Below are 24,739 nucleotides of genomic sequence, written 5' to 3' on the forward strand. Positions count from 1 at the left end.
GTCGAGAACTGTATTGAATATTGCAAATGCTGGCTTTACATGAGGAATTGCGGTCAGTTTTTGGGATACTATGCCACTGTACTAGCGACAATTGGAGGCGCGTCATGCGGAGAATATTCATCGCGATAGCCTTTTCAGCGTTGTTGATCCAGAAAGCAACAGCGCAAAAAAATACGTCGGCTATGTCTCGGCACTACGGTCATGGGATACCTCCATTATCTCCACTAAAGAATTTAGATAATAAGACTTTCAACATTCCGGCACCGCGAGGTCATTGGACCCTTCTCTATTTTTGGGCAGACTGGTGCGTTCCGTGCATAAAGGAGGGTATTCCAGAGCTGGCTGCCTTTGTCAGGTCCAACCCGAAGGTATTTCCCAACGTACAAATTATTGCTATACGGTTTAACAGCAAAGAAGAAGCTGGTGACTGGAATCTCTTCAAATCGACCACAGAAGGTCTGGAAAACACGCTCTGGCATGGGCCGCTACCGTTTCCTGTTGTGTACGACGCTAGTACGAAAATGACCTCAGATTGGGGCATCCATGAATTGCCAACATATGCATTAATCGACCCTAACGGAAATCTGGTGCCTGACGGAAACCTTAAGATGCTGAAAGAAAAGATTAAAACTAAACAATAGCAACTGCCGATCTATACGGCATCCTGTCCTATGGGAAATGCAGCCAATCCAACACTTATCGTTATTGTTCCGTTTCGTGATCGAATACAGTTACAGAAATCTCCAGCCGGTCCCATGTAGTTATTCCGGACTCTCGAAAAACAGGTGAGACGATGGTCATCGATTTATCTGGCAGGACAGCAGTTATCACCGGCGCAAGTCGTGGCCTTGGAGAGGCGATGTCGCGGGCCCTGGCGGAAGCTGGCGCGGCGATCGCGCTGGTGGCGCGCGATGTTGAGCGTCTCAAGGCCGTCAAGTCCGCCATCGAGGCGAAGGGCGGCATTGCGGAGTTGTTCACCGCCGACGTGACCCGCGAGAGTGATGTGACCCGGCTGCAGGAGCAGGTTCAGGAACGCTTTGGTGCTCCCCAGATCCTAATCAACAATGCTGGAACCAACATCCGTAAGCCGCTGATCGAGTTCACCCTAGAGGAATTTCGCAGTGTGCTCGACTCCAGTCTGATCTCCACGTTTCTACTATGCCGCGCGTTTGTGCCTGGTATGCAGGGCACAGGCTTCGGGCGCATTTTGAACATGACGTCCGTCATGAGTCATGTTTCACTACCGGGGCGCACGGCCTACTCGTCGGCGAAGACGGCGCTTCTTGGATTCACACGCGCACTTTCACACGAGCTCGCGTTAGAGGGCATCACCGTCAACGGCATCAGCCCAGGGCCTTTCGGCACCGACATGAACCTGCCGGTGATGAACAATCCCGAGGCGAATGCGCAGTTCCTGGCCAGCCTTCCGGTCGGACGCTGGGGCAAGGTGGAGGAGATCGGTGCGCTCGCGTGCTATATGTGCTCAGAACATGCCGGCTTTATCACTGGAACGGACATTCTTATCGATGGTGGCTGGACTGCGAAATGAGCTCAACCATAGGCATAAGAAAGCGAAACAAAACGGGGAGCGAGGTCAGTATTTAGGGGATAAGTAGAGTTTTTGCTCCAGGAAGGGCGGCAGGAAAAATGCAATTCAAATCAGGATTGACTAGGGGAGGGTCGCTCAGCCTTCTGTCCACATTCTTATTCGTGTCACAATTTGCCGCAAGCGAAGGTGGTCAGAGCTCCCCCGAAACTAAACCTACATCCCTGACGGCGCCGGGTGATTGGCCAATGGTCGGTCGTGATTCGACAGGGGCACGTTATTCCCCGCTGACACAGATCACCCCGGAGAATGTGAATAAATTAGCGGTTGCATGGGTTTATCACATGAAGCCGGCAGCAAGTACCGGCACGACGCAGTCTCCCTCAACAGCTTCACCGGCGATATCGAGCTTCCATCAGTCGGAAGATCAGCCCCTAGTGATCGGTACGACGATGTATGTAGTCACTCCCTACAGTCGAATCGTTGCTTTGGATTCGGCAACGGGTGCGGAGAAGTGGGTGTTTGATATTCCCGACGATGACAATGCTTCGATGCGTGGCTGCGCCTATTGGCCCGGCGATGCAACTTCAGGGCCTTCCATCATCTTCGGCACTCGTCTCGGACGCATGTATTCGATTAGCGCAGCAACGGGACGGATCAACTCCGACTTCGGTACCGACGGGATGGTTAATCTCAAAACCCCCGAAGTTATGACGACCGGCATGGATAAGAGCTTTATTTTGCCTTCTCCGCCGGTTATTTATAAGGGATTGGTCATTACAGGTGCGGGACCTGGGGAGGGGCCGGGAGGAGCATTCGGGGGCGTTGGTCCTGCCGGCGACACTCGTGCATGGGATGCACATACGGGCAAGCTGGTATGGACGTTTCACTCCGTTCCGCGGCCGGGAGAGCCAGGACACGAAAGCTGGACAGGCGATTCCTGGAAGGATCGGTCGGGCGTCAACGTCTGGGGTTACATGACGATCGATGAGGCGCGAGGCATTCTCTATATGCCTCTAGGTGCGCCTAATAATGATCGCGTTGGTGTGGATCGGCCAGGCGATAATTTATTCGGTTCTTCGCTCGTTGCCGTCAATGTAAATACGGGTAAGCTGCTGTGGTATTTTCAAGTGGTTCACCACGACATCTGGGATATCGACACCCAGTCGCCACCGACTCTGTTTGATGTAAAGCGCGCCGGCAAAATCATCCCCGTGGTAGCCACTGTTAATAAAAACGGATTGATGTTTATTCTCGATCGCGTTACGGGCAAGCCGATCTACGGTGTTGTGGAGCGACCGGTTCCTGCAAGTAATGTTCCTGGAGAAAAGGCTTCTCCAACACAACCGTTCCCCGTGCTTCCCGAACCGCTTTCGCAAACAACTCTAAGCCGATCGAATCTATACAAGGACACCCCTGAGCATCAGGCATGGTGTGAACGATATGTCGACGACAACAATATGCTCCTCGGAGATGTATATACCCCTCCAGCATTAGATCGCTATACCGTCGTTCTGCCCGGGACACAAGGCGGCGTGAACTATTATGGCGGGGCGTTCGATCCTAAGCTCGGTCTATTCATCGCCAATGTGAACAATCTTGCGCAGCCGGTGCGTGTGATACGCAGCGCTGATGGGAGCTATATCAACTCGGGGCCGCTCGCGGGCGTGGTGCGTTTCTGGAATCCCAGCAACCACTTACCTTGTGGTCCCACGCCCTGGGGAGAGTTGGTGGCTGTCGACGTCAACACCGGAAAGATAGCATGGCGCTCGACACTGGGAGTTACCGACAGCTTGCCCGAGGGGAAGCGGAATACCGGTAGGCCCGGCCTTGGCGGAGCTATCATCACGGCCAGTGGATTGGTCTTCATTGGTGCTACCGATGACTCTCGCTTCCGGGCATTCGATGCAAAAAACGGAAAAGAGATTTGGACAGTCAAATTGCCGGCTTCCGCAGAGGCTACGCCGATTACCTATACCGCAAATGGTAAGCAATATGTAGCTGTTGTCGCGACCGGGGGCGGTCTCATCGGCGCGAAATTGGCCAGTGACTCATTGATGGTGTACAGCCTTCCCGATGCGAATGGCGAGGTGGTATCTCGGCGGGCACAGCCTTCTGCAACAGCGCCGCAGGTATCGTCCTCTGTGAAGGCAACGCCGACCGTGGCTACTCCACAGCTTATGAAACAACTAAGCGCATCCGACCTCGCTCCCTTTCCGACGGGTTCAGGTCGAGAGACGACTCTTCGCGTGTGCTCCGGCTGTCATTCCGTTTCAATGATAGCTACGCAGCATCTTGATGCCCAGGCGTGGAACGATCTGGTTCAGGTTATGGCTGGTCGTGGCGCTGTGGCTAGCGATACAGAGTTCGAACAGATCGCAGCTTACTTAGCAAAATCGTTTCCCAAGCATCCACCATCGGCTCCGCCTGCTCACCCCTAAAGCATGACCCAGCAACAGGAAAAATGCTCTAGAGAGAGTAATGTGTTCTTTTGCACCTTCGAATCGAATGCAAAACTCTGTCTAAGTCTTTGAAAGGATTTGGCGTCCCCAGAGAGTTTGAGTTGGAGCACACTGCTAAAACCTCAAAAGACTGGATTCACTGCGACATGCTTCGGCGCAGCATAAAACAAAGCACCTAGACGCCTGATTCTCTTCGAACTTGCCCTGCCGCCTATATCCCTTCCGGATATTGAACATGCTTCGAGTTCGCTTGCAGCATTGTCCGGTGGCACTATTGGTGATCATTGATCGTCGTGACTAGCCTGCGGATTTTGTATGCTGGCTCGACCCGCCCCAAGGCTCCCACTCCTGTAACACCGGCAAGATCAGGCCGGGCTTGTGGGTTTCTCTGGAACTTCAACGCCTGCCCACCGACCTCTACCGGTTCTACAAGCGTTGATTTCACGATCCCCAAAAAGGCTACACGGCCTCCAACTACAAACGTTCCCCATTTATTAAGTCCAGACGGGATTCTGAATGCTGGACCTCTGCGACGGCAACTCGCATTAGCATCCGCATGAATAACACCTCTTATAGATTGGAACGAGGATACACCCATTTCTTGCATTCAATTTGTATTCGCAGGATGGGTCTTCTCTGACCTAAATGCTCCATTACGTGGCAGCCATGTCCCACTGGTCAACCAGGAATTATTCGACAAAGTCCAAGATGTGCTGGCAGGAAGGCGGGGGCGGCCTGATTGGCGCTAAATTGGCCAGTGATTCGTTGGTGGTGTACGGCCTCCCCGATGCTAATGGCGTGGTGGCATCTCGCCCCACACCACCTTCTCCAAGGGCGCCGCAGGTATCGTCCTCTGTGAAGGCGGCGCCGACCGCGGCCACACCGCAGCTTATGAAACAACTAAGCGCATCTGATCTCGCTCTCTTTCCGAAGGGGCCGGGTCGAGAGACGACTCTTCGTGTATGCTCCGGCTGTCATTCCGTCTCAGTGGCAGCTACGCAGCACCTCGATCCCCAGGAATGGAACGATCTGGTTCAAGTTATGGCCAGTCGCGGCGCCATCGCTAGCGATACAGAGTTCGACCAGATTGCTGCTTACTTAGCAAAATCGTTTCCCAAGCATCCACCATCACCTCCGCCTGGCCACCGGTAATGAGTCTCAGAGATTGTTGGAACGGCTAGAAGCCGGGCCGAATGGAGCCCAAAGGCCCGAACCGGCTCGAACACGGTATCCTTGGTCCTATGAGCGACACCGAAGTCCCCCTTCTCTCCACCTTCGCCCTTGAGGACATCCTCATGAAGCGCAAGGGCCTGAAGCGACGGCTCTCTGCCCGCCCTCACCTCCGCCCGGTCCGCATCGCCATCCTGGGCGGCGCCACGACGAATGAAGTCGCCGATCTGCTCGAGCTCTATCTCATCGAGTCCGGGTTCCTTCCTACCCTGCATCAGGCGGAGTACGGCCGCTTCTACGTAGACGCCGTGCACTCCCCCGAAGCCCTCATTGCCTTCGCCCCGGACATCGTCTACCTCCACACCTCCGTCCGCGACATCCAGGCTTTCCCGCCCATCAACGCCACCGAAGCCGACCTCACCCAGTACCTCGAAGCAGAGCTCCAACGCTACCGGCAGATCTGGACCTCCCTCGGCGAAAAGCTCAACTGCACCATCATCCAGAACAACTTCGAGCCGCCCGTCGAAGCCGTCCTTGGCAACCTCGATGCATCGCTCCCCGGTGGCCACACCCGTTTCGTCAATGAGCTCAACCGCGCCTTCGCGACCTCCGCCACAAATAAGCTCCTCATCAACGACGTAGCCTCCATCGCTGCCCGTGTCGGCCTCGATCGCTGGTTCGACGCCGAGCGTTGGTTCTCCTACAAGCTCCACACCACCCCCGAGGGCTCGAACGCGCTGGCCCTGTCACTCGCCGCCATCGTCCGCGGTATCTACGGCAAAACCCGTAAGGTCCTCGTCCTTGACCTCGACAACACCGTCTGGGGCGGTGTCATCGGCGACGACGGTGTCGATAAGATTGCCATCGGCCGAGAGACACCCCTCGCCGAGGCTTATACCGCCTTCCAGGAGTACTGTCTCTCCCTCCGCAATCGCGGCATCCTCCTCGCCGTCTGCTCCAAGAACAACGAGGAGATCGCCAGGCAGGGTTTTGAGCATCCCGACTCTGTCCTGAAGCTCGAGCACATCTCCTGCTTCAAGGCCAACTGGGACCCCAAGCATCAGAACATCGAGGCCATCGCCCGAGAGCTCAATCTCGGCGCCGACTCCTTCGTCTTCGTCGACGATAACCCCGCCGAGCGCGCCATCGTCGAAGCTCAGGTCGCAGGTATTGCCGTCCCCAACATCGGCAACGAAGTCTCGCACTATGCCCGCATCATCGAAGCAGGCCGCTACTTCGAGCAAACTTCCTTCTCCAAGGAAGACATCGAGCGCGCCGCCCTCTACCAGGAGAACTCTCAGCGCGCCGCCTTCGAGTCCAAGTTCGCCGACTACGGCGAGTATCTCGATTCGCTCGAGATGACCGCCGAGATTGCCCGCTTCAAGCCGCTCTACCTCGATCGCATCACGCAGCTCACCAACAAGACCAATCAGTTCAACCTCACGACCCGTCGCTACGCCCAGCACGAGATCGAAGCCGCAGCCATCAACCCCGATGCCATCGGTATCTACGGCAAGCTCACTGACCGCTTCGGCGACAATGGTCTTATCTCCATCGTGCTCGGCCAAAAGCAGGGAACTGAGCTCGACATCGAGCTCTGGCTCATGAGCTGCCGTGTTCTCAAGCGCGACATGGAGCAGGCCATGCTCGATGAACTCGTCCGCCACGCACAAGCCATCGGGATTACCGCGCTGCGCGGAACTTATATCCCCACCAAGAAGAACGGCATGGTCGCCGACCACTACGACAAACTAGGCTTCAACCCCGTATCCGAGACTGAAGATGGAGTTAAAACCTACCTCTTCGACCTGCATGAATACGCGCCGCGCAACACGCACATCCGGCTGCTTGACGCCACGGAACTCTAAACTCCCGATGCTATACTTCGCCTAAAACTAGGAGCCCTATGGACAGCAGCGCAATTCTTTCGGAGTTGCAAGACATCTTCCGCGATGTGCTTGATCAGCCGGACCTCGTTCTTACCCCAAAGTCGAACGCCAGTACCGTTGAAGACTGGGATTCTCTCGCGCACATCAATCTGGTGACGGCTGTCGAGAAACGCTACAAGATCAAGTTCGCCCTCGGCGAGTTGCAGGATCTCAAGAACGTCGGTGACATGGCTGACCTCATTCAAACCAAGCTTGCCTAGCAACGAGACAAACGCAGGCGGCCGGCATCGAAGCCGGCCGCCTGCGATATTTTCTCCATGCCAGCGCTAGAGCATTTCTCCCAATGGCGTAGAGCGGAGTTTTGGCTGTTTGCGCCGTTCCCGCAAAGAAAACGGCATTCGCAGATTTTTCCAAAAGCTACAGTATTAGGAGAAATGCTTTAAAACTGGAAGTACAGGAACCGCGTCGTAGCATCGAGCAGCAAGATCACAGCTACGAACATCGCCGTGATTCCCAGGCTCCATACTGCATTTGCCTGCCACTTTAATCGCGGCAGCAATGTCGGTAGCCAAACGTGATCCTTATCCGTCTGCTCCAGAATCTCCTGCGTATTCGGAGCGCCCCACACGATCAGCAAGGCAAACCCGATCGCCAGCGTCGCCAGCTTCAGATTACCCATAAACTTCGAGATCGCCGGAAGCTCACTCAGATACGGAAATCCCGCATAAGCCGTGCCCGCGCCATGCAATCCAAACATCGTGCCGACCACGTAGCAACCGTCGCCTACGTTCGCCGCTCGGAAGAAGACCATGCCCACAAGTACGCATACGAATGTCAGCAGAATCATCACCGGCGCCGGAACTACCTGGTGCAGACGATGCCCGCGCGGTGTCCATAACCGCCACGCGTGGTTCACCGTGAGATAGAAGCCATGCAGCAATCCGAAGACAAGATACTGTAGCCCTGCCCCATGCCAGATGCCGGCCAGAAACATGGTCGTCATCAAGGGAAACGCCACCATGCTTGCAAAACCTTCAGGAGTGGTCTGTGCCTTCTTTGAAACCTTCTTGCCCGCGTCCATCCGCCATCCGTTTACCTTGCGCACGATTGGCGTATAGAGATACTCGTTCAGATAGCGCGACAGCGTCATATGCCAGCGCGTCCAGAATTCGATCACACTCTGCGACTTGAAGGGAGAGTTGAAGTTAACCGGGAAATCCAGGCCGAACATCTTCGCCAGTCCAAGCGCCATATCCGAATAACCGGAGAAGTCGAAATACAACTGAACCGCATAGCTCAGGATGCCGACCCACGTGGTTGTAAAGCCGGCCTCATGGACATGACCGAACATGGCATCCGCCAGCGGAGCCACGCGATCCGCAATCAGCACCTTCTTCCCCAGGCCAAGCATGAACCATGTCACGCCCAGGGCCAGGTTGCCAGACCGCAGCCGACCAATACGGCCCTCTTCCAGCTGTGGCATCAACTCGCGCGGATGGATAATCGGTCCCGCAATCAGGTGGGGAAAGACGGTCACGAACACCGAGTACGGAAGCAGCCCCTGCCTCTTCGCAATATTCTGGCGAACGTCGATCAGGTAAGCAATCTGCGTGAACGTAAAGAACGAGATCCCGAGCGGCAGAATCACATTCGCAAACCCGCGCGGCATCGCGCCATGGGCATGCAGGAAGTTCAGAATCGGAAACAGATACTTGTAATAGACCAGCAGCGAAAGATTGACGACGATGCCGCCGATCAGCCATCGGCTGCGACTGCTCTCGCTTCTGCCCTCTCCCACGCGTGTCGAGACAAGAAAGTTCATCAACATGGACCCGCACAGAAGCAGCAGGTAGATCGGGTTCCAGTAGCCGTAGAAGAACAACGAAGAAGCGGTCAGCCAGAAAAGAAGTGCGGGCCGTCCAAAACGCGATAGAAGCTGATACCCAATCAGCGCTATCGGCAGAAACATAAAGATGAAAATATTCGAGGAGAAGAGCAAGCTATCAGCGTCCTCCCTGCATCGCGCGAATCTGCTCGCCTATCATCGCCGAAACCTTGGCCGCACCCTTGGCATTCATATGCATCCTTTGGCCGTGCTCATCCGCGTAGTCCGTCACCGGGTACTGCGGCAACGGCAGGTCGTCCACCAGTCCTGCAAGATGGGCCTGATAGAAGGGAATCCCTTGATCGCAGTTCATCACCGGTGTTGCATCGACTACTACTGTCGTGCCATTCCCGCTATACTTCGACCGCAGACCCGCAATCCACGTAGGATCCGGTTCATACAAACGCGTTGGCATACTGCAGCTCTGCAGGTCCGGTATATTGACCACCTTCAACTGTCCTAGGTCCCGCTCACGCACGCGCGCCTTTTCATCTGAGATCGGCTTCGACTTCACGCGGGTCAACGCCATGCGCAATCCCTGCTCGGCCCATCCCAGCGTCGGTCCAGGATGCGTCGCCAACGTCCATGCCGTGCCCAGCGTGTGCTCCTCGCGCACCCGGTAGGTGATTGCCTCAAAGAAGCCCACATGCTCCCACGCGAACGGACGGCTGAGTCCCTCCGGAGCGTAGAGAAAGACAATATATTTCGGACGTGGATTCTGTGACAGAAACTTGTCCACCGGCTCCGTGCCGCTCACCAGCGTTACCCCGCCAAACTCCGCGATGTTGCACGCCGTAAGACCCGACTTCTTCGCAATAACCTTCGGATCAGCCCCCACCATCGCGGTGGAGTCGCCGTACACCAGCACCTGGCAATCACGTCCGTTGAGTTTTGCCCCATAGCCCAGGTTGGCCATGTAGGTATTGCCCGCGCGCAGCGCAAACCATTTGCTCGGAATAATCACGAATGCGGCGGCAAACATCAGAAGAGGCGCGGCTACTATCGGTAGGAGGTAGAGCAGCTTGGCTTGCCTATTTTCCAGTGCTTCCCGCGCGCCGTTCTCAACAGACGGTCTCAATCCGATGCCCCTGGTTTTTGAATTTGCGGCTAGATTTTAGTATGCCATACCCCCCATTTGGGCTAGCTTACTGCTGCATAAATATAGATCTGAGCGGGAGAGGCTGACATCCCTGTATAGGTCGCCGGGGGATGCGTACATGCCCTTCATTTAAGAGAGCTATGGACTGCAGATCAGAGAGATTGAACAAGTGCGCAAATTTCTTCACGGTCTATGCCCGCGCGCGCTTCCATGGATTGAACCGGGCCTGCGACGACTCCGATCAGTCCAACTCCAAGTAGCGCACGTCAGCGCCTTGCGTCTCATGCGCGTAGTAGTGAGTTTATTGAAATTCTCTGGAGATGTATTTGACGCGCCCGACGGGATTCGAACCCGTGTTATCGCCGTGAAAGGCAGCAAGGTGAGGTAACTCATTGAGTCTAAAGGGAACGGGTGCCTCCTAAGTCCCTCAAAAGTCCTCAATACGCCCGTTATTTGGCCGGCTATTGGCTGGCCCATTCGCTATTGTTTCCGATTGATCGGAAGGTTTATGAGGATTGTGGAAGGTTCCCATGACTGCCCACACAGACGCTCTTACTCCAGCCGAAGCCGCCGTGACCGCTGGTGTCTCCGTGCTTTCACTGGTTTCTCCAATTTTCAACTTAGCTACGCCAATCCGAATTGCTTACGCAGGATCTTGTCGAACAAAGGCCGGGGGAAAAAGCGCCGGGCGAATGCGACCTGACGTGCGGTGTTTCCGGATGGGTAGCGCAGAAGCGGAGTCTTATCGCGCGCCGCAGCCGGGTCTGCAGCGGCCATCGAATTCTCAAACGCGATGAGATATTTTGCGCGGCTCGGATTGTAGATTGCGAGCGGTTTGTCGGCTTGGACAGTACTGGATTCGAACGACGTCTTCGTGGCGGCAGGTTCAATGACTGCTACACGCACGCCAAATTCACGCACCTCGTGTGATAACGATTCGATTTTCTACGTGAATGACGTTCTCAGATTTGAGCGGATGCAGCCTTCTCTGAAAAGCCTATACTTGCCACATTGGGAATGGTCCGCTTGCAATGAGCCATCGCTAAAAATGAGCTCCGGGCCAACGGAGGGACATGCATTACTTCAGGGGCTGGCAATGCCGAAGCTGCGGTGGTTACACGGCGATCGCAATTGGTGTGGAGATGACCTCCTCTGTTCCTGATGCGGCGCCAGTATTTCGTTGGCGATCTGCAGAAGCCACTTGCGAAAAGTGCGGGACGGTGACGGCGATATGTTGCTCCGGCTTACTGGATATGCCGATGAAAAAGATGGAGGACCAAGCTTCCTGGGATTTCGCCCGTACCGCCTGTCATTCAAATCTCAACGCCCTGACAAACCTTATTGAATAGAAGGTGCGGAAACTTGTCCGAATGGGCATCCGCAGAACACGCAGTGTTAGCCTACCGGCTGACTACTAAATCGCCTAGAGCATGGGCACCATAGTATTGATGGCGAGATAACGAACTTCCTGTGCCAGGTTTTTCTTCGCAAGGGCATACCAAAAAGAGAAGCGCCGTTCGCGTCCGGCGATGCCGCAGTCAATCTCTATAGATGCATCCCGTCTCCTTTTAATGCGAGGTGAGCGGAATGAACGTGATGCGGATCGCGAAAGAAGAAGGGCAGCCTGTGGCTGCCCTTCTTCTTCTTCTTCCCAGATTCGAGTTAGGCGATCTGGACGTTTTCAGCTTGCCAGCCCTTGGGCCCCTTGCTGACATTGAACTGAACCTGTTGGCCTTCCTGCAGTGAGCGAAAGCCGTTGCTCTGGATGGCGCTGTGATGGACGAAAACGTCTTCGCCGTTATCGCGACTCAGAAATCCAAAGCCTTTCGCGTCGTTGAACCACTTAACTGTTCCTTGTTCCATGATGTTTTCCTTTATGACTCGATTTACCGCTGAACGCAATTTGGGAATTTGTGCGAGTAAAGCGAGGAGCCAGAACAAGCAGGAAGACCAGATCGATTCCAACGACTGTTATTAGTCTAGCAGCATTCCGGAATCAAAATCCGAATATTGCTCAGATCGTCCGCAAACCGTCCTCCTCTCGATGTTTGAAAGAATGCTCCTATCTATGCGCGGGAAACGGCGATAAGGCTCGCCCAGACCGTCCGAGGATTGAATCTTGTCGATCTCTCAAAAATGGATGTCGCAGCGGTTCTCCTCAAAATGCGCGTGCATTTCGATTTAGGGTGAAAGTATCTCCCGGGATATGATTTTGTAAATTAATTCGCGGCCTGCGGATTGAAATTGCAGCGGAATTCCCTAGAGTACTGAAGACGAGGCGGACAGAGGACATCGGCTAAAATGTAACCACGTGTCTACGAGGCCCTTTCCATATCGTGTACTCGTTGTAGATGATGATCCTTTATTGCGGGAGTTGGGCTCCGCGTTGCTTGAGAACCAAGGCTACGAAGTTCGCTGTGCGGAAGACGGCTTTGAAGGACTGGCAGCTCTTAAGCAGTCCCTTCCTGACATCATTATTTCCGATTTACGCATGCCAAACATGAGCGGTTTCGAATTTCTATCTGTAGTCCGCAGACGCTTTCCTCTTATCCCTGTCATCGTTATTTCAGGAGAATTTATAGGCTTGGCTGTCCCAGATTCGGTCCTTGCGGATGCCTTTTTTCCAAAAGCTGGCTACAAAATGACTGAGTTGTTCTCGAAGATGGAGGACTTGCTTCACGAACTACCTGCGCGGCCGAGGACGGAAAGCCACGGGAATGCCGCAGTTTGGGTGCGGAATGGCAAAGGAAGAATTGCTGTTACCTGTCCCGAGTGTTTACGCACTTTCCCGTTGGAAAGTGCTATTACGGGAGTTAACATTGCAGAATGTGATTTCTGCTCCAGTAAAGTTCGTTTCGAAATCATCGACAATGTCCACAGATTTGTTTCTGTTGCAAAGCCGGAGATATGAGCGAATTGTCATAACTCTGGCTAGGGTACGGGCTACGGGCGGAAGAGACGTTGCTGACGACCTCAAAGGCAAGCTCAAAAGAGGGATGCAGTCAAGGTCAACTCCTCGGCTGCATCGCCGAAGGCATCAGCGATTTCTTATACAGTCGACAAGTCCGTGTTCGTATCCTTTTGGAATTGAATATGACGAATGCACTTCGGCCGAGCGAAGCGTTGGGAGTTGGGAGTGCTTCTCTCGTGAGGATTGAACTTTAAAGCTCGTGGAAACGCGTCCTCACCGGAGGCGATCACGAATGGCTTGGATGACGACACCCACGAGCAACGAAGTCCAGGCAACAGTGAAGATCACCATAAGCGCTTGAGCCTGATGTGCGTCACGTGGATAGGAAACAGGGGATTCTACGAAGCGGCTGTGAAAGCTTCGCTACGTTTCACCGCGTATTCGAATTACTCCATCCATCCAGATTGGATGAGCGAGTGGAGCGGCGATGTAGCAGGATAGTACCCCGGGGAACTGGTCACTCCCGCACAAAAAAACGATCAATGAGCAAAATTGAACGGCACGAAAGTGAGCCCCGTGGGATACTTCCCGAAAGCTCTTCCATGTCTTGAGCTTCAGGCAGGATGTATGGTCCCCCGCAAAGCAAGGCGCCTTATTGGAGACGATAAGCATCATCCCGGCTGTCGCTGCCGCGCCTTACGGAGCCGGGATGGAGATACATGCTACTCGCCGATGATTTTTCGTTTTTGTTGAGAATCCTGCAAGAAATTTCGGCCTTGCTTCTTTTGGATACGACGATAACGTGGCGATATCCAACCTCTTCCCGTGCTTGGTCCTAACTACGAGAATATGAGAGAGTCCTACGATGCGTATTGTCGCACTAGTCATGCTTGTACACGGGTCAGCTAAGATGCCCGGCGATCTGGAACTTGTGACGGAAAAGTTCGACGAAGATTGGAGCTTCGTGCGGTCGGGAGACGCGCACTGGCTGGGCCAAGAGATCAGGGCGCGTGGAGGGCATTTCATCAGGATTACGGAAATGACGCTAAGAAGCGGACTGGGGACCACTCCGCAGGAAGCGATTGCAGGTACTCTCAGACTGGCTCTTAATCACATAAGTGAGCGCTTCAATACGGTGCAGATCAAGCATTTTGAAGTCAGCCAGTATCGAAATCTCTTTCTGGCCAGAGTGAAGATATATCCCTATCAGATCCAGCAGAATGAAACCTTGTCTGTGTCTGATGAAACCGTGGTTCATTGACTGCTGGTTGAGGCGCCGGCGATTACAGGTGCCCAGCTCGCATCAGTCATGTCAGCGCTGTTGTTCGCTGTATCGGCGGTCAATTCCGCTAGCTGTCTAATGCATCGGAAGGGTCATCCGGTTAAGGGCGGAGAGTTCAGCGATCAGGCCCTCTGGGTGATCTAGCCACTGATGGGATGAGAATCTGTATTTTCGGGGCTTCCCCGCGAGATGGATGTTCCTGTCTCGGCTCAACTCCGCCGGCTGCATCTTGTCTCGTCAATTGCCACCGTGTCAGTGACGAGAACATAACGTTCCCTTGCAACGCCTTAGAGGCTGCCGCCAAGCTGTTCACACATGGTGAGCAGATGGTTACGCAACAGAAGCAGAAGGCTGCTCGGAACGCTTGTGTCGCATGGCATTGCGCTCGCACGTATAGCAATGCCAGGGGTAAAACCCGATCCACTTCAAAACTATGTGGAGAGGTGTTCTGCGTCGAAAAGACCTCACCAAGATACCGTTGCAATTCCCCCGACCGCATTTCATGGCTATGCTCCTCCCTCCGGATGATTGCATCCGAACTTCGCATTTTTCTGGTCTTTGCGGGTAAATGCCAGGTGGCCGCAACGATAGCGTGAATGGGACCTGGGTCCATATGTGGCGAGCCTATCATTTGAACGTAATCTCTTCGATTGCATCTATCGGCTCACCGTTGTCTGTTCGGTCAGAGTTGCAATCAAAATCTGTGCAGCCACTCAAGAGTCAACAAATGGACCGGTATGCACGCATTTGGAGGGGAGTAGGGCAGCCACCAGGGCGGGCACGGGCGGCATCAGAAACATAGGGAGCACCCCTGGCAACGAGGCGGTACATCCTCTTTAGAAAGCCGGTAGAAATAGCCGAAACACCGTACCTGAAGCATCCTTGCGCTGGCGGCTTCTTACTGTCAGGTTTCCATGATGTCGCTTCACAATTTCTTGACTGATCCATAGCCCCAGGCCATTCCCATCGATTCCCTTGGTCGTAAAGAAGGGATCGAAGATCTTCGACTGCACAACGGGGGACATGCCATCACCTGTGTCAGCGACTGTAATCACTAGACCTCGCTTCAAGCATGTCTTTCCCCTCAATTCGCGTGTGCGGAGAATGAGTCGACCACCATGGCTCATGGCATCAATCGCGTTCGCAACCAGATTACTCACGACCTGACGAATATCTCCTTCAAAGCAGGACACCGGTGAGCTTGCCATGAGGTCCATCTCCACCTGCACGGCGACACTATTAAGTTTTCTTTGATACAGAGTAAGAACCGTTGTGAGCAAATTTGTTGGGCTCACGGCCTGTGGACTCGATGATTGCTTATGAAACCGTAGGGTCTGGTTAACGATAATGGAGACGCGGCGCAACTCCTGATCCGCGATATCCAAATATGCCATCACCTCAGGCCGGTTTTCTTCCAGGCGGGCAAGGTAGAGCAGGTTCGTCAGAGCCGCAAGTGGATTATTGATCTCATGTGCGATGGAGCTCACAAGGCGGCCGACGGTTGCAAGCTTTTCACTTTGAATTAGAGCCTGCTCCGCCTGCTTGCGTGGGGTAATGTCATGGGAGATTGCCAAGAGATGGTCGATCTCGCCGATGAGGTTTAGCTCCGGTAATAGTTTGATGTCCCACCATACAGATTCTCCCTTTGAGGTCATGAAGTGGCGCTCATAGTGTCCGTCACTCCCGGAACGAGCTGCCTTCATCGCATCTTCAGCGCCGCATGAGCTTTCCTCTTTTTTCCAGAATGAGCGCGACGAAGCTCCGCGTATTTCCGTAAAGTTGGGGATACCAATCCGCTCCTGTCCATCGAAGTCCATCGCAAGCAGATTGCCATCGAGGTCTAAATGTTCTACGCAGATCCCGTTGCTTCGAAGTATTGATCTCATCCGCGCCTTACATGTATCCAGAGCCTGGATCGCATCGCGAGTCTGGTACTGTTTTCGCCGCGCATGAAGTGCACTTTGTAGCACACTGGCCAATGTGTGGAAACTGAGCGGCTTTTCTAAGATCGTCGTCGATCCACGAGACAACAATTTGCTGAAGCTGTTCTTCGATGCTCCATCGGGTGTAAGTAGCAGTAAAAGCGGTAGATCTGACCAGTCTGGCTGTGTGTCGATCAATTCGAAAAGCCGTTCCGCCAGCGAAGATGTTAGCGCTTCCTCCGTCACCAGAATTGGGCCTGACAAGTCGCGGCCATTGGAAGTCAATGCGCCGATCGTTCCTAGTGCGATTGTGGTGGGAATCCCTGCTCGTTTCAGTTGTGAAGAAAGCCTCTCGGCTTGATGGATGGTGTGCGTAACGATTTGGACAGCAAGATCGCTCATTGGCGGGCCGCTTTCAACGAGCGCCATTCCGCGGCAGATCTGGCTGCCCTCGAAGGAGCGTCTACGGAAAGTCTCGATCCGGCGTGGCCGGACTGCCAGGCTATTCTTCCTAGCGAGAGGTCTACTCGTAATCACTACGATGCGTTCTAGCTCTTCACCGTCGCCTTGAAATCGCTAAATCTAGAATCACTTTGTCGGTTCTATTGTGGAAAGACAGGCGGGCCTTATCGCGATTCTTTCAGATAGCACGAACGTTATCAGCCGGCGGGCACTTCATTACCTTGAATTCCACGCATGACCCTGCCAGCGTGCGAACCCGCTTCTCTGTAAGGTCGAATGGAGGACAAAACGTCTTCACCGTTACCAGAGCGGCTGATAACCCCAAAAACCTTCGAATCGTTAAACAACTCCACCGTCCACAGTTCTATAACTATCTTCTCTGGGATTCAATGTACTGACGAACGCAAGTGGGGGAGATGCGCTATGTTAGTTCAGGAACTCGCGAGAAAGCCAATCTAATTCCGCGGCCTCTTGCCGCAGGAGCAGTCTATCCGGCTCTGCTCTGAAATATCCATCTGCAAATTTTCAGACGTATTTTACCGAAGCGCATCTAACAGACATCCACTTCCGACGTATCCGTTAGCGATAATCCCGCCGGAAATGCAATCGCGACTGCTCGTCACGTTCTGTCAGGAGAAAAGAACAATGCGCAAAACTATCGTACCTGTGACTGCCGAGATTCCCGAAATACGAGCTGAGCGTCGACCATGGTTGGATCTCGAGTATATCGCCCACGTGGAGCTTTCCTCCGAAGACCCAGAATACCCTTTCGAGAATGCACTCAAGGACACTAGCCTGAAATCATGGAAGGCTGCAACATCAGGTGTGCAGCACATCAAGCTGAGCTTCGACAAGCCGCAGGCGGTCAAACGGATCCATCTACAGTTTTTGGAAAGCAGCCTAGAACGTAGCCAGGAGATCGCTTTGTATGCTTGGGCGGAAGACCAGCCGCGCAAGGAACTAGTTCGACAGCAATGGGCATTCAGCCCTAACGGTTCAACATCAGAGACGGAAGACTATTATTTCGATCTCAGACGGGTTAGGTCGATCGAACTCCGAATCGATCCGGGCCGTCACGATCAGACCGCTATAGCGACATTACAGTCCATCAGGATTGGATAATGCGAAAACGATGGCATCTCTTCTCAATCCATGCCGCGAGCGATATTCACCGTGTGAGAATGCTTCCTCACAAGCGTCCACTGATTCATAAAAGTTTATCGGGCTGTTCCGTAGCGGATAGCCGTGCCACGCCAGAGCATGCTGGAGGCATCATGACCCTGCAACATAGTATCTCTCCACGGCCGTTAGCTCTTTGGAAGGGGCTCAATGCTCCGGAGCCTGCCATGAACTATATGGCTGTTGCCCAAAGCCTCCTTGAGATCAAGGACCTGCAGAACTCCCCCTCCGTCAGCATGTGGCCATTCTTGGTTGATACGCAGCAGACCAGATACATCAACCAGATCAGCATCTATGTCGATCCCCAGATCACGCGGACAGGATGCCGCACTTTCTACATGAACGCAGTCGCCTTGAGGCTTTGGCGTGTGATGGATAAGGCCGGCGTGGCAGTTGGCGAGTGTCATCGGCCACCCCGCACCGCTGTGCTGGCCTTCGGCATGCCGTTCAGCGAGTAGCTGTGAGTCCCAGGGCAACAAAGACATTACAGTGGGGAAGGGGTTCGCCCGGATATGTTGAAGCATTCTTAGCTGTTGTCGGACCAGTAGTCCAGGGCCACCCGCTCCATTGGCTATCATTCCGTAGTCAGTGACATCGGTTTGTAACACTGCCAGCCATCTTACCCTCCATGTCGAGAACCACACGATCACCACATTGGGCAGGGGGAAAGGTCATTGCGACGGGGCCAATCGATTCTGCAACGAAGATCTTCACATTTCTGAAGCTGTCCGGGCGTCGACGCGGTCCCATCGTGTGGCAGGCATTCGAGTTGCACCGATCTGCTCACCTGGATTTGTCTCTGTTTCCCAGTCAAGGTGAGCTATTTAGCTCAGTCATTAGGCCGTACCTTCTGAAACAATGCAAGTGCTATTGAAGTAGCGCCGAAAGACAACATGTTTGCTAGTTCGTGCTTCTTGCTAAATATGTGCATCGGATCGCCCTCAAGGTAGCAAATGCGCAATCGTCAGGCAGGCTCTCTCTGGTTAGGTGTTTGTGTTGGAAATGGTCAGATTTGACCATGTAAACCGACGGTCGAAAGCTATCCTAGCTCCCGAAGACGCGATGAATGCATTCATCATGCCTTCACAAAAATGGCGTGTACTTCAGGCCTCAGGAGCCCTCGATCATCCAGTTTGGAGAGTACGTTATGGACATACCGTCCCAGCGGCTGCTACGGGGACTTGAGGTCATCCACATGACCCCGAAACAGTTTGAGTTGCTTGCGTTGCTCCTTGGGGCAAAGGGACAAACGGTGAGTAACTTCGTCCTGATGGAACAGCTATGGAGTGATTCTAAAGTCGCAAAATACAATCTCACGCAAGCTATCCACCGACTGCGCCTCACTTTGGGTAAGCTGCCTAATCGAGGAGAATATATAGAAACAGTTCGGCATCGCGGTTACCGTATCTCTTCCAAAGCACTTGTAGCGCCGCCGCCTCGTCCCGGTCAGCCATTTGAAAGGTCCTCCTGGTCGACGAATCAAGACGCGCCAAGAAGCATGAATGCTGCGCTGGTCAGGCGGCATCGTGAGATCTTTGTTCCCTCATCGACGTGGTCGAGGGTGGTGAAACAGATTATTTCGATTGTTACAGGCTTTGCAAAGGGTATCAGGAGGAGCCCATGATCCCAACCACATGCGAGATTAGCTCTCGAGGAGATACGATTCTATTTCCTGTGACTTCGTATTGAAGGCTTTTAGCGATCTCTGTTTTCCGTGTTTATCAAGGTAAATGATCACATAAGGCTAGATACGCTCACAATGCAGGTCGATCCCCACCTCTTCCTCTGTGTAAAAGTGAAAGAAGCGTTTCTTGACTAACCAGATCTCTTCTCTTTCTTCAGTGGATGCGATGTGATCGCCCACCAAAGGAATACAACCGATCTGAGTCGCGTCGAAAGTCTTGGTTTTCGTGAATTCACTCCCGGCAGGGCTGAAAAACGAAACGGTGATTTCTCTCATGCCAAAGCGTATCACTTAAGATGAGCGCAGTGCGGCGATTGTCGATGGGCGAGGCTCCTTCCAGGGAAGCCGCCAAGAAACGTCAATCTATTGGTCGAAACGCGCACCCGGAAAGCCATCCTCACAGTTCGATCCGAACACTCCACTCCCACCAGCGTCCGCGAGTTATGTCAGTTTAGAGAACTTTCATTCATCCGCTGTATCAAAGGATCACTGCAGGCTGCCCGTTGATGCTCCGCAGATGTGTGCTCGGATGAGACCTTTCACATTCGCCTCTCAGTGCTCGGTCTAAAGCTGCAATGCTCGCGGCGCCATCGGTTGAGAGGACTTCTCCTTCAATGAACAGACCGTAGATCACTTTGCAAGTCGGGCACATCCAGGGTGGCGAGAGCTCAACCGAAAACTCGGGGATCCCAAAGACGGTGGCATTCTCACGCACCGCATCGACAATGATTTGCTGCGCCATGCTTGATGGTCTACGCCCTGAAAAGGGTCTTGTCAAATGATTGCGATTGTGTGGCTCTAGGCGAGTTCGAAATGTGGAAAGGTCCACCCTTCTCGCTTGCCTTGCCACGGGCGCCACGGGTCCTCACCGTAGAAATTATTTCGGAAAGCCGACTGGGATGGAGATAGCGACCTTGCCGGCCGAGCATACTAGGGTTGCCACGGCCTGCTACGCACGATCTTTTGATCCTGGCGCGGAATGGATTTATTGCAAAAAGAAGTGTCCCAAACGTGCGACAGAGCTCTCTTAATAGAAGCACGAAGCATGCAAAACTCCGTTAGCTCTCACGATACGGAGGTGGCTTTATGCGGTAGGGAAGTAATCCCAGTCGAGCCGAAAGCGTCGCCCCTATGTAAGGCTGTTTCGCTAGTCTGAGAAGAACCCGCGTGGCCAGCGCATTTATCGCAAAAGAGTGCGGGCTTGGAGTATAGCGATGAGGATTTCACACTTCTCGAAAATGCCCGCACAACCGATTGACGGTTATGAAGCCGATCCGATCATGGCTGGACCGCACATGCAACTTAGACAGGAACAGGGGACCCCAAACGCGGTTGGATCCACCGACGGAGATAACTCCGCGTTAAGATACTCCAGAGGTTATTACCTGCACGTATCTGCGGTGCGCCAGGCATCGGCGGGTGTTCCCATAGACCAGATGAAAGCCGTAGAAGTGGCAGCCTGGTTACATCTCGCTCGTCCGTCCAGAGCCAAGGTCCGAAACGTCTACTCTGTCTTATTTACACATGCCTGCCCGAACACACAGAATATCTCGCAGGTCTGTCCCAATGCCAGTCTGGTCCTGCTCGAAGGTGTCACTTACTTCGCTCCGATTCAGCGTCCAGAGCAGTTCAACACGGTGGTGCCGAGTTTTCTGCGCGGATTGTGAGCTACGAATTCTTTGATAGGAAGCGGCGCGACGGCGTGTGCAGGCGTATGCTTGGTCTAGCAAGAACAAACCTTACTCGCCTTCAGCTTTTCCAGCTTTGCTCCAGACGAGCCACTTCCAAGCACGTAACGGCACGGATGGAGACTCGGCATGAGCGGATATTGGCAGAAGTCTGACGTTAAGAAGCACCTTTCTCGTAAGGTGAAGAAGCTTATTATTTTCTCGCCGGAACCGCTTGTGCCCGGCGCCTCAACGCTTGCCGATAACGGAACGAAGCCCATCGATGAATCAGGGTCGATACCGGCTTCGGTCGCCTGGTCGCGGGAAAAGCTGATCGACAGACGTTTGCCGTGAAAGTACCTTTGCTCTTTCTTGAGAAAGGCTTTCCTTTTATTCGTCGCGCGCACTCTCTATTTGCGGCAAATCGCATCAATATGAAATTTGAACTGATGAAATGGGGCGGACCGATACCCCATCTCCTGTGGCGGGGGCGCAGTTGTCCTCGTTGTACGTCTATCGAATTCCACCAGGAAGAACCGGGATTGCGTTTCAAAATCTTCCGACGGTGGTTCGGCCTTATGCCCGTGCGATGTTCCAACTGTTGGAGGCGCCACTATTGGTTCTCTATGACAAAAAGATAATTACTCAGAAGCGCAATAGCCGATGATTTGCCGCTGCCTCTGCGGAAAGTTCGCGTCCTGTTTTGCAGCAGGGCCGTGATGCTCCTGATTACCTGGTGGGAGAGCTGCGTCCAGAATCGCGCATTCTTATGCGGCCAGAAGCGCTTTGTGGTCTCGAGACGGCAACGTTATGAGCCGGCCGTGAAATGCACCGCTGCCGATACCGTCGAGTACTGCGGTAAGGGTACCGTCAAAGGGATTTCCGTTGACGTGAATGCGCCGGACGCTTTGAGAGACTGTATGGCAAAGGGTAAAGCGGTTCGGAACTTGATCAAGAGCACGATAGACCTGAAGTGAACGCACGTAATAATCCTTTCGGGGAAACTTGCAGATGTAGAAGGTGAGTGACGAAATGGTGTTAAGCACCGAATGGCGTTCCAAATGCGAGCACCGCTGAGTTTGGAGGTCGATGTTGGGTTCCGATCTCCCTTGGATGCTTTCCCATGGCTTTCCAGACACGGAGTGCCGCTGCATTCATATAGAGCAGGCGTGCATGTTTGCGATTGTAGCCCTCGCGCGTGTAAACACTGATCGTCGGAAAGATATTCGCTTCATCCACCATCGCGAGAAAAGCGCCCATGCTAAATGCCGGAGCATTGCGGATGTCCTGCACCTCAATGGCATCTTGCGCGACGATGATGTAGTCCGAGGATTCTGAAAAGAATTCGGGAAGCGTTTGCAGGGCGAAGTGATTTTCGCTTCCTGATCTAACTGGATATATCCACGGATGCATGGAGGCCTCCTTCAGAGGCGAAATGAGTAGGCGTCTCTGATGCTCCCATTGTGGTTCGGCGTCTGCCGCTTTCGCGCAAGCGATGAGTCCGTCGCAGATTACGTCCGAAGTGTGGGAATGTATCGAGAACGGACAACTCGTCAGGTCAGGCGGAAGTTCATTGCAGCTCCGATCGTCCGGTGGCGTACCTGGTAAAGGACTCGTCTGGAGCGAAGAGGACGGCTGAAGGCGAGAAAGCGTATTTCTGCGTCTGTTATAAGTCTACTCCCTCGGGCACAGGAGGACGGCCGACTTGCTGAAACATCTTCATCGAGTGGAAGGAATGACGGAAGACGTGCAGACCGATCAGTTCTGCAAAATCCGGAACGGTACATCCTCCGGAACCGATTGAGGCCGCTTGAATATGGTTGCTGTCTTCCTCCAGTACATGCCAATGGTGTCGGAAATATCGAAGAGGTGGCCTGCCGTAAGCCTGCCTAATACCTTGTGGTGGCCGACTGCGGCCAGGCCCATGGAAGCGATACAGCCGCACTGAGCGCAATCCGGATCTCCGCCAAACTGACATGGTGTGATCTTGGTCTTCAGGTCCGCGGAGATTGTCTGCGTCGTGCGTGCAAAGATACATTCGGCCGGGCTGGAGGGCGGAGTCTGCATCTCCCGGATGAGCGATGCAGACATATCCAGAATGGGATAATCTTCCCGAAGTCTTAGAAGGTCCGCGATCACGAACGCTCGCTGTTCAGTTGTGAGAATCTCCGGGCCGGCCGCGCTTCGCTGTGGCGTAAACAGGCTGAACCATACTTTGTTGATCTCCGGACGTCCGCTCCAGAACTTGAGAAATTCCTCCAGATAGCCAGGCCGGGCCGCAACGTCTCCCGTAATCGTGGAGTGGATCGTAACCTTCGCACCGGCAATATTTTTGAGAATTCGCTCATAAGTTGCCGGGCTGCGCCGTTTATCGTGGTCTGCCTGAAGTCCGTCGATAGAGACAACGATGTTCAGGCGGCGCAATCTGTTCCATGCGGCAGGTATGACCCGGAAAGCGCTGGTCACAACCTGTGTATGGATACCGCGTGCTTCCAATTGCGGAAGCAGCAACTCCAACTCGCGATAGCGCACCAAGGGATCACCGCCGACAAGAGACAGATGCAACGGTTTTTCGCGGTCGACGATCGCAAGAACGTTGCTAACCAGTTGCTCACCTTTGAAATCTGAAAGTTGTCGGAGTTCCGAGCTATTCCCGAGATGAGCAGGGTCAAAGGCATAACATCCAGGACACCGGAGCGGACACTCCTTTGTGATCTCGATGGAGAGAGACGGTTTTCGGCCCGTGAGGATACCTCTCCATGCCTTCAATACTTCAGTCGTCTTCATCTGTCTCCATTCAAACGGATCGTATATTCAAATCGGATTACCGTCATGAGATTCCTGCATCTCACTACTATTGGACGTCATCGTGCGGCTTGGGTTTGTAGGCTCACGACCGATTATCGCGACTGGCGCGATTCTCACACGTAAGTTCGAGAGTCAGCCATGTGTCGCAGTGAACAAGGGCCGGAGATAAAGCGAGGCAGCTCACCTACAACTCAGAGCCAAAGAGGGTGACGCCCAGGAAGAAAAGAGGGAATTCAGTTCGCAAGATGTGCCAGCGCACAACCAGCACCGCAATGGCTTGTTCGCTTGGGCAATCTGTTTCCAAGAGGTAGGTGTTGATTTTCTCTCTCGGTCTTGATCCGGCTTGTTTGCCGTACTGCACGGAAGACTGGATTCTTTGCAGACGTCTCATCGACGATGGATGTATGGTGCTGATGCCATGGGCGGCTCCCATCGGGGCCGGCCAGAGACCACGCAATCCGCGGGCTTTACGGGAACTGCGTGAGCACGCCCCACACGTCACGCTTATCGTAGACGCGGGTATCGGTCTGCCGTCTCACGCGTGTCAGGTGATGGAATGGGGGTTCGACAGGGTACTGCTAAATACGGCTGTATCGCGTGCTCGTGATCCGGTTCGAATGGCGAGTGCATTTGCAACAGCTATCAGGGGAGGCCATAGTGCTTTCCTCGCAGGTCCAATGAGCGTGCGGGAAATCGCTGTTGCGAGCACGCCCGAAATAGGGCGTCCTTTCACGGACAGACGGTCAAACCTTTAAAGTCATTTGATTAATATC

At 53.8% G+C, this 24,739-nt stretch carries 23 protein-coding genes; 13 read left to right on the forward strand and 10 right to left on the reverse strand.

Translation table 11 applies throughout. The features are described 5' to 3' along the window. Positions 1–104 precede the first annotated feature (104 nt). From FTW19_RS08120 to FTW19_RS08140, 5 genes are all read left to right on the forward strand, one after another. Positions 105–641, forward strand: coding sequence for a TlpA family protein disulfide reductase (locus FTW19_RS08120; protein WP_187143363.1), 537 nt, complete (start codon positions 105–107; stop codon positions 639–641). Between the two features lie 152 nt (positions 642–793). Then, complete coding sequence (locus tag FTW19_RS08125; RefSeq protein ID WP_147647155.1) at positions 794–1,549, forward strand: SDR family NAD(P)-dependent oxidoreductase; 756 nt, start codon at positions 794–796, stop codon at positions 1,547–1,549. Between the two features lie 98 nt (positions 1,550–1,647). Then, positions 1,648–3,987: a pyrroloquinoline quinone-dependent dehydrogenase gene (locus tag FTW19_RS08130; RefSeq protein ID WP_147647156.1), complete on the forward strand. Its 2,340-nt coding sequence runs from the start codon at positions 1,648–1,650 to the stop codon at positions 3,985–3,987. A gap of 1,214 nt (positions 3,988–5,201) precedes the next feature. After that, positions 5,202–7,046: an HAD-IIIC family phosphatase gene (locus FTW19_RS08135; RefSeq protein WP_246153639.1), complete on the forward strand. Its 1,845-nt coding sequence runs from the start codon at positions 5,202–5,204 to the stop codon at positions 7,044–7,046. A 38-nt stretch (positions 7,047–7,084) separates the two neighbouring features. Beyond that, entirely contained in the window at positions 7,085–7,327 is a 243-nt protein-coding gene (locus tag FTW19_RS08140) for an acyl carrier protein (RefSeq protein WP_147647157.1), read from the forward strand. 179 nt (positions 7,328–7,506) lie between these two features. On the opposite strand, the gene FTW19_RS08145 is transcribed toward FTW19_RS08140, so the two are convergent. The 4 genes from FTW19_RS08145 to FTW19_RS08160 form a co-directional block, all read right to left on the reverse strand. After that, entirely contained in the window at positions 7,507–9,036 is a 1,530-nt protein-coding gene (locus FTW19_RS08145) for an MBOAT family O-acyltransferase (protein ID WP_147647158.1), read from the reverse strand. 34 nt (positions 9,037–9,070) lie between these two features. Continuing rightward, complete coding sequence (locus tag FTW19_RS08150) at positions 9,071–10,030, reverse strand: hypothetical protein (RefSeq protein ID WP_147647159.1); 960 nt, start codon at positions 10,028–10,030, stop codon at positions 9,071–9,073. Positions 10,031–10,675: 645 nt separating this feature from the next. Further along, positions 10,676–10,957 (reverse strand): hypothetical protein, encoded by a 282-nt coding sequence (locus FTW19_RS08155; RefSeq protein WP_147647160.1) that lies wholly within the window; start codon positions 10,955–10,957, stop codon positions 10,676–10,678. 756 nt (positions 10,958–11,713) lie between these two features. Beyond that, on the reverse strand, positions 11,714–11,914 hold the full coding sequence (locus tag FTW19_RS08160; protein ID WP_147647161.1) for a cold-shock protein: 201 nt from the start codon (positions 11,912–11,914) through the stop codon (positions 11,714–11,716). A 448-nt stretch (positions 11,915–12,362) separates the two neighbouring features. On the opposite strand from FTW19_RS08160, the gene FTW19_RS08165 reads away from it, so the two are divergent. Together FTW19_RS08165 and FTW19_RS08170 are read left to right on the forward strand one after the other, a co-directional pair. Continuing rightward, positions 12,363–12,962 (forward strand): response regulator, encoded by a 600-nt coding sequence (locus tag FTW19_RS08165; RefSeq protein WP_147647162.1) that lies wholly within the window; start codon positions 12,363–12,365, stop codon positions 12,960–12,962. An 865-nt stretch (positions 12,963–13,827) separates the two neighbouring features. Next, positions 13,828–14,223 carry a hypothetical protein gene (locus FTW19_RS08170; protein ID WP_147647163.1) on the forward strand — a complete coding sequence of 132 codons (396 nt, stop codon included), beginning with the start codon at positions 13,828–13,830 and terminating at the stop codon, positions 14,221–14,223. 857 nt (positions 14,224–15,080) lie between these two features. Here FTW19_RS08170 and FTW19_RS08175 read toward each other — a convergent pair. After that, complete coding sequence (locus FTW19_RS08175) at positions 15,081–16,568, reverse strand: two-component system sensor histidine kinase NtrB (protein ID WP_187143364.1); 1,488 nt, start codon at positions 16,566–16,568, stop codon at positions 15,081–15,083. Positions 16,569–17,273: 705 nt separating this feature from the next. Between FTW19_RS08175 and FTW19_RS08180 the strand changes: the two genes are divergently transcribed. The 3 genes from FTW19_RS08180 to FTW19_RS26415 all read left to right on the forward strand — a co-directional run bounded on the left by FTW19_RS08180 (position 17,274) and on the right by FTW19_RS26415 (position 19,431). Continuing rightward, positions 17,274–17,750: a hypothetical protein gene (locus FTW19_RS08180; RefSeq protein ID WP_187143365.1), complete on the forward strand. Its 477-nt coding sequence runs from the start codon at positions 17,274–17,276 to the stop codon at positions 17,748–17,750. A 152-nt stretch (positions 17,751–17,902) separates the two neighbouring features. After that, complete coding sequence (locus FTW19_RS08185) at positions 17,903–18,265, forward strand: hypothetical protein (protein WP_246153640.1); 363 nt, start codon at positions 17,903–17,905, stop codon at positions 18,263–18,265. 737 nt (positions 18,266–19,002) lie between these two features. Then, on the forward strand, positions 19,003–19,431 hold the full coding sequence (locus FTW19_RS26415; RefSeq protein WP_187143366.1) for a winged helix-turn-helix domain-containing protein: 429 nt from the start codon (positions 19,003–19,005) through the stop codon (positions 19,429–19,431). 120 nt (positions 19,432–19,551) lie between these two features. Here FTW19_RS26415 and FTW19_RS08195 read toward each other — a convergent pair whose 3' ends face one another. After that, complete coding sequence (locus tag FTW19_RS08195; RefSeq protein ID WP_147647167.1) at positions 19,552–19,767, reverse strand: hypothetical protein; 216 nt, start codon at positions 19,765–19,767, stop codon at positions 19,552–19,554. Between the two features lie 938 nt (positions 19,768–20,705). Here FTW19_RS08195 and FTW19_RS08200 point away from each other — a divergent pair. Both FTW19_RS08200 and FTW19_RS08205 read left to right on the forward strand, forming a co-directional pair. Continuing rightward, complete coding sequence (locus FTW19_RS08200; RefSeq protein ID WP_147647168.1) at positions 20,706–21,158, forward strand: hypothetical protein; 453 nt, start codon at positions 20,706–20,708, stop codon at positions 21,156–21,158. 150 nt (positions 21,159–21,308) lie between these two features. Next, positions 21,309–21,512, forward strand: a complete 204-nt coding sequence (locus FTW19_RS08205) for a hypothetical protein (protein WP_147647169.1) — start codon at positions 21,309–21,311, stop codon at positions 21,510–21,512. A 413-nt stretch (positions 21,513–21,925) separates the two neighbouring features. Here the strand turns inward: FTW19_RS08205 and FTW19_RS08210 are convergent, their stop codons facing one another. The 4 genes from FTW19_RS08210 to FTW19_RS25740 form a co-directional block, all read right to left on the reverse strand. Continuing rightward, positions 21,926–22,141, reverse strand: coding sequence for a DNA-directed RNA polymerase subunit omega (locus tag FTW19_RS08210; RefSeq protein WP_147647170.1), 216 nt, complete (start codon positions 22,139–22,141; stop codon positions 21,926–21,928). A gap of 55 nt (positions 22,142–22,196) precedes the next feature. Then, positions 22,197–22,571 carry a hypothetical protein gene (locus FTW19_RS08215; RefSeq protein ID WP_147647171.1) on the reverse strand — a complete coding sequence of 125 codons (375 nt, stop codon included), beginning with the start codon at positions 22,569–22,571 and terminating at the stop codon, positions 22,197–22,199. Between the two features lie 345 nt (positions 22,572–22,916). Next, positions 22,917–23,945 (reverse strand): radical SAM protein, encoded by a 1,029-nt coding sequence (locus FTW19_RS08220; protein WP_147647172.1) that lies wholly within the window; start codon positions 23,943–23,945, stop codon positions 22,917–22,919. Between the two features lie 205 nt (positions 23,946–24,150). Then, positions 24,151–24,327 carry a hypothetical protein gene (locus FTW19_RS25740; protein ID WP_187143490.1) on the reverse strand — a complete coding sequence of 59 codons (177 nt, stop codon included), beginning with the start codon at positions 24,325–24,327 and terminating at the stop codon, positions 24,151–24,153. A gap of 43 nt (positions 24,328–24,370) precedes the next feature. On the opposite strand from FTW19_RS25740, the gene FTW19_RS08225 reads away from it, so the two are divergent. Beyond that, on the forward strand, positions 24,371–24,721 hold the full coding sequence (locus FTW19_RS08225) for a hypothetical protein (RefSeq protein WP_246153742.1): 351 nt from the start codon (positions 24,371–24,373) through the stop codon (positions 24,719–24,721). Positions 24,722–24,739 lie beyond the last annotated feature (18 nt).

It is taken from the genome of Terriglobus albidus, from assembly GCF_008000815.1.
Classification (GTDB): Bacteria; Acidobacteriota; Terriglobia; order Terriglobales; family Acidobacteriaceae; genus Terriglobus; species Terriglobus albidus_A.

Excerpts from the sequence above, each read along its gene's own strand:
- FTW19_RS08120 (WP_187143363.1), top strand. The coding sequence starts at position 105 with ATGCGGAGAATATTCATCGCGATAGCCTTTTCAGCGTTGTTGATCCAG.
- FTW19_RS26415 (WP_187143366.1), top strand. The coding sequence starts at position 19,003 with ATGACCCCGAAACAGTTTGAGTTGCTTGCGTTGCTCCTTGGGGCAAAG.
- FTW19_RS08140 (WP_147647157.1), top strand. The coding sequence starts at position 7,085 with ATGGACAGCAGCGCAATTCTTTCGGAGTTGCAAGACATCTTCCGCGAT.
- FTW19_RS08145 (WP_147647158.1), bottom strand. The coding sequence starts at position 9,036 with ATGTTTCTGCCGATAGCGCTGATTGGGTATCAGCTTCTATCGCGTTTT.
- FTW19_RS08200 (WP_147647168.1), top strand. The coding sequence starts at position 20,706 with ATGAGGATTTCACACTTCTCGAAAATGCCCGCACAACCGATTGACGGT.
- FTW19_RS08185 (WP_246153640.1), top strand. The coding sequence starts at position 17,903 with ATGACCCTGCAACATAGTATCTCTCCACGGCCGTTAGCTCTTTGGAAG.
- FTW19_RS08135 (WP_246153639.1), top strand. The coding sequence starts at position 5,202 with ATGGAGCCCAAAGGCCCGAACCGGCTCGAACACGGTATCCTTGGTCCT.
- FTW19_RS08195 (WP_147647167.1), bottom strand. The coding sequence starts at position 19,767 with ATGAGAGAAATCACCGTTTCGTTTTTCAGCCCTGCCGGGAGTGAATTC.
- FTW19_RS08180 (WP_187143365.1), top strand. The coding sequence starts at position 17,274 with ATGCGCAAAACTATCGTACCTGTGACTGCCGAGATTCCCGAAATACGA.
- FTW19_RS08205 (WP_147647169.1), top strand. The coding sequence starts at position 21,309 with ATGAGCGGATATTGGCAGAAGTCTGACGTTAAGAAGCACCTTTCTCGT.
- FTW19_RS08225 (WP_246153742.1), top strand. The coding sequence starts at position 24,371 with ATGGTGCTGATGCCATGGGCGGCTCCCATCGGGGCCGGCCAGAGACCA.
- FTW19_RS08130 (WP_147647156.1), top strand. The coding sequence starts at position 1,648 with ATGCAATTCAAATCAGGATTGACTAGGGGAGGGTCGCTCAGCCTTCTG.
- FTW19_RS08170 (WP_147647163.1), top strand. The coding sequence starts at position 13,828 with ATGCGTATTGTCGCACTAGTCATGCTTGTACACGGGTCAGCTAAGATG.
- FTW19_RS08215 (WP_147647171.1), bottom strand. The coding sequence starts at position 22,571 with ATGCATCCGTGGATATATCCAGTTAGATCAGGAAGCGAAAATCACTTC.
- FTW19_RS08220 (WP_147647172.1), bottom strand. The coding sequence starts at position 23,945 with ATGAAGACGACTGAAGTATTGAAGGCATGGAGAGGTATCCTCACGGGC.
- FTW19_RS08160 (WP_147647161.1), bottom strand. The coding sequence starts at position 11,914 with ATGGAACAAGGAACAGTTAAGTGGTTCAACGACGCGAAAGGCTTTGGA.
- FTW19_RS08125 (WP_147647155.1), top strand. The coding sequence starts at position 794 with ATGGTCATCGATTTATCTGGCAGGACAGCAGTTATCACCGGCGCAAGT.
- FTW19_RS08175 (WP_187143364.1), bottom strand. The coding sequence starts at position 16,568 with ATGAGCGATCTTGCTGTCCAAATCGTTACGCACACCATCCATCAAGCC.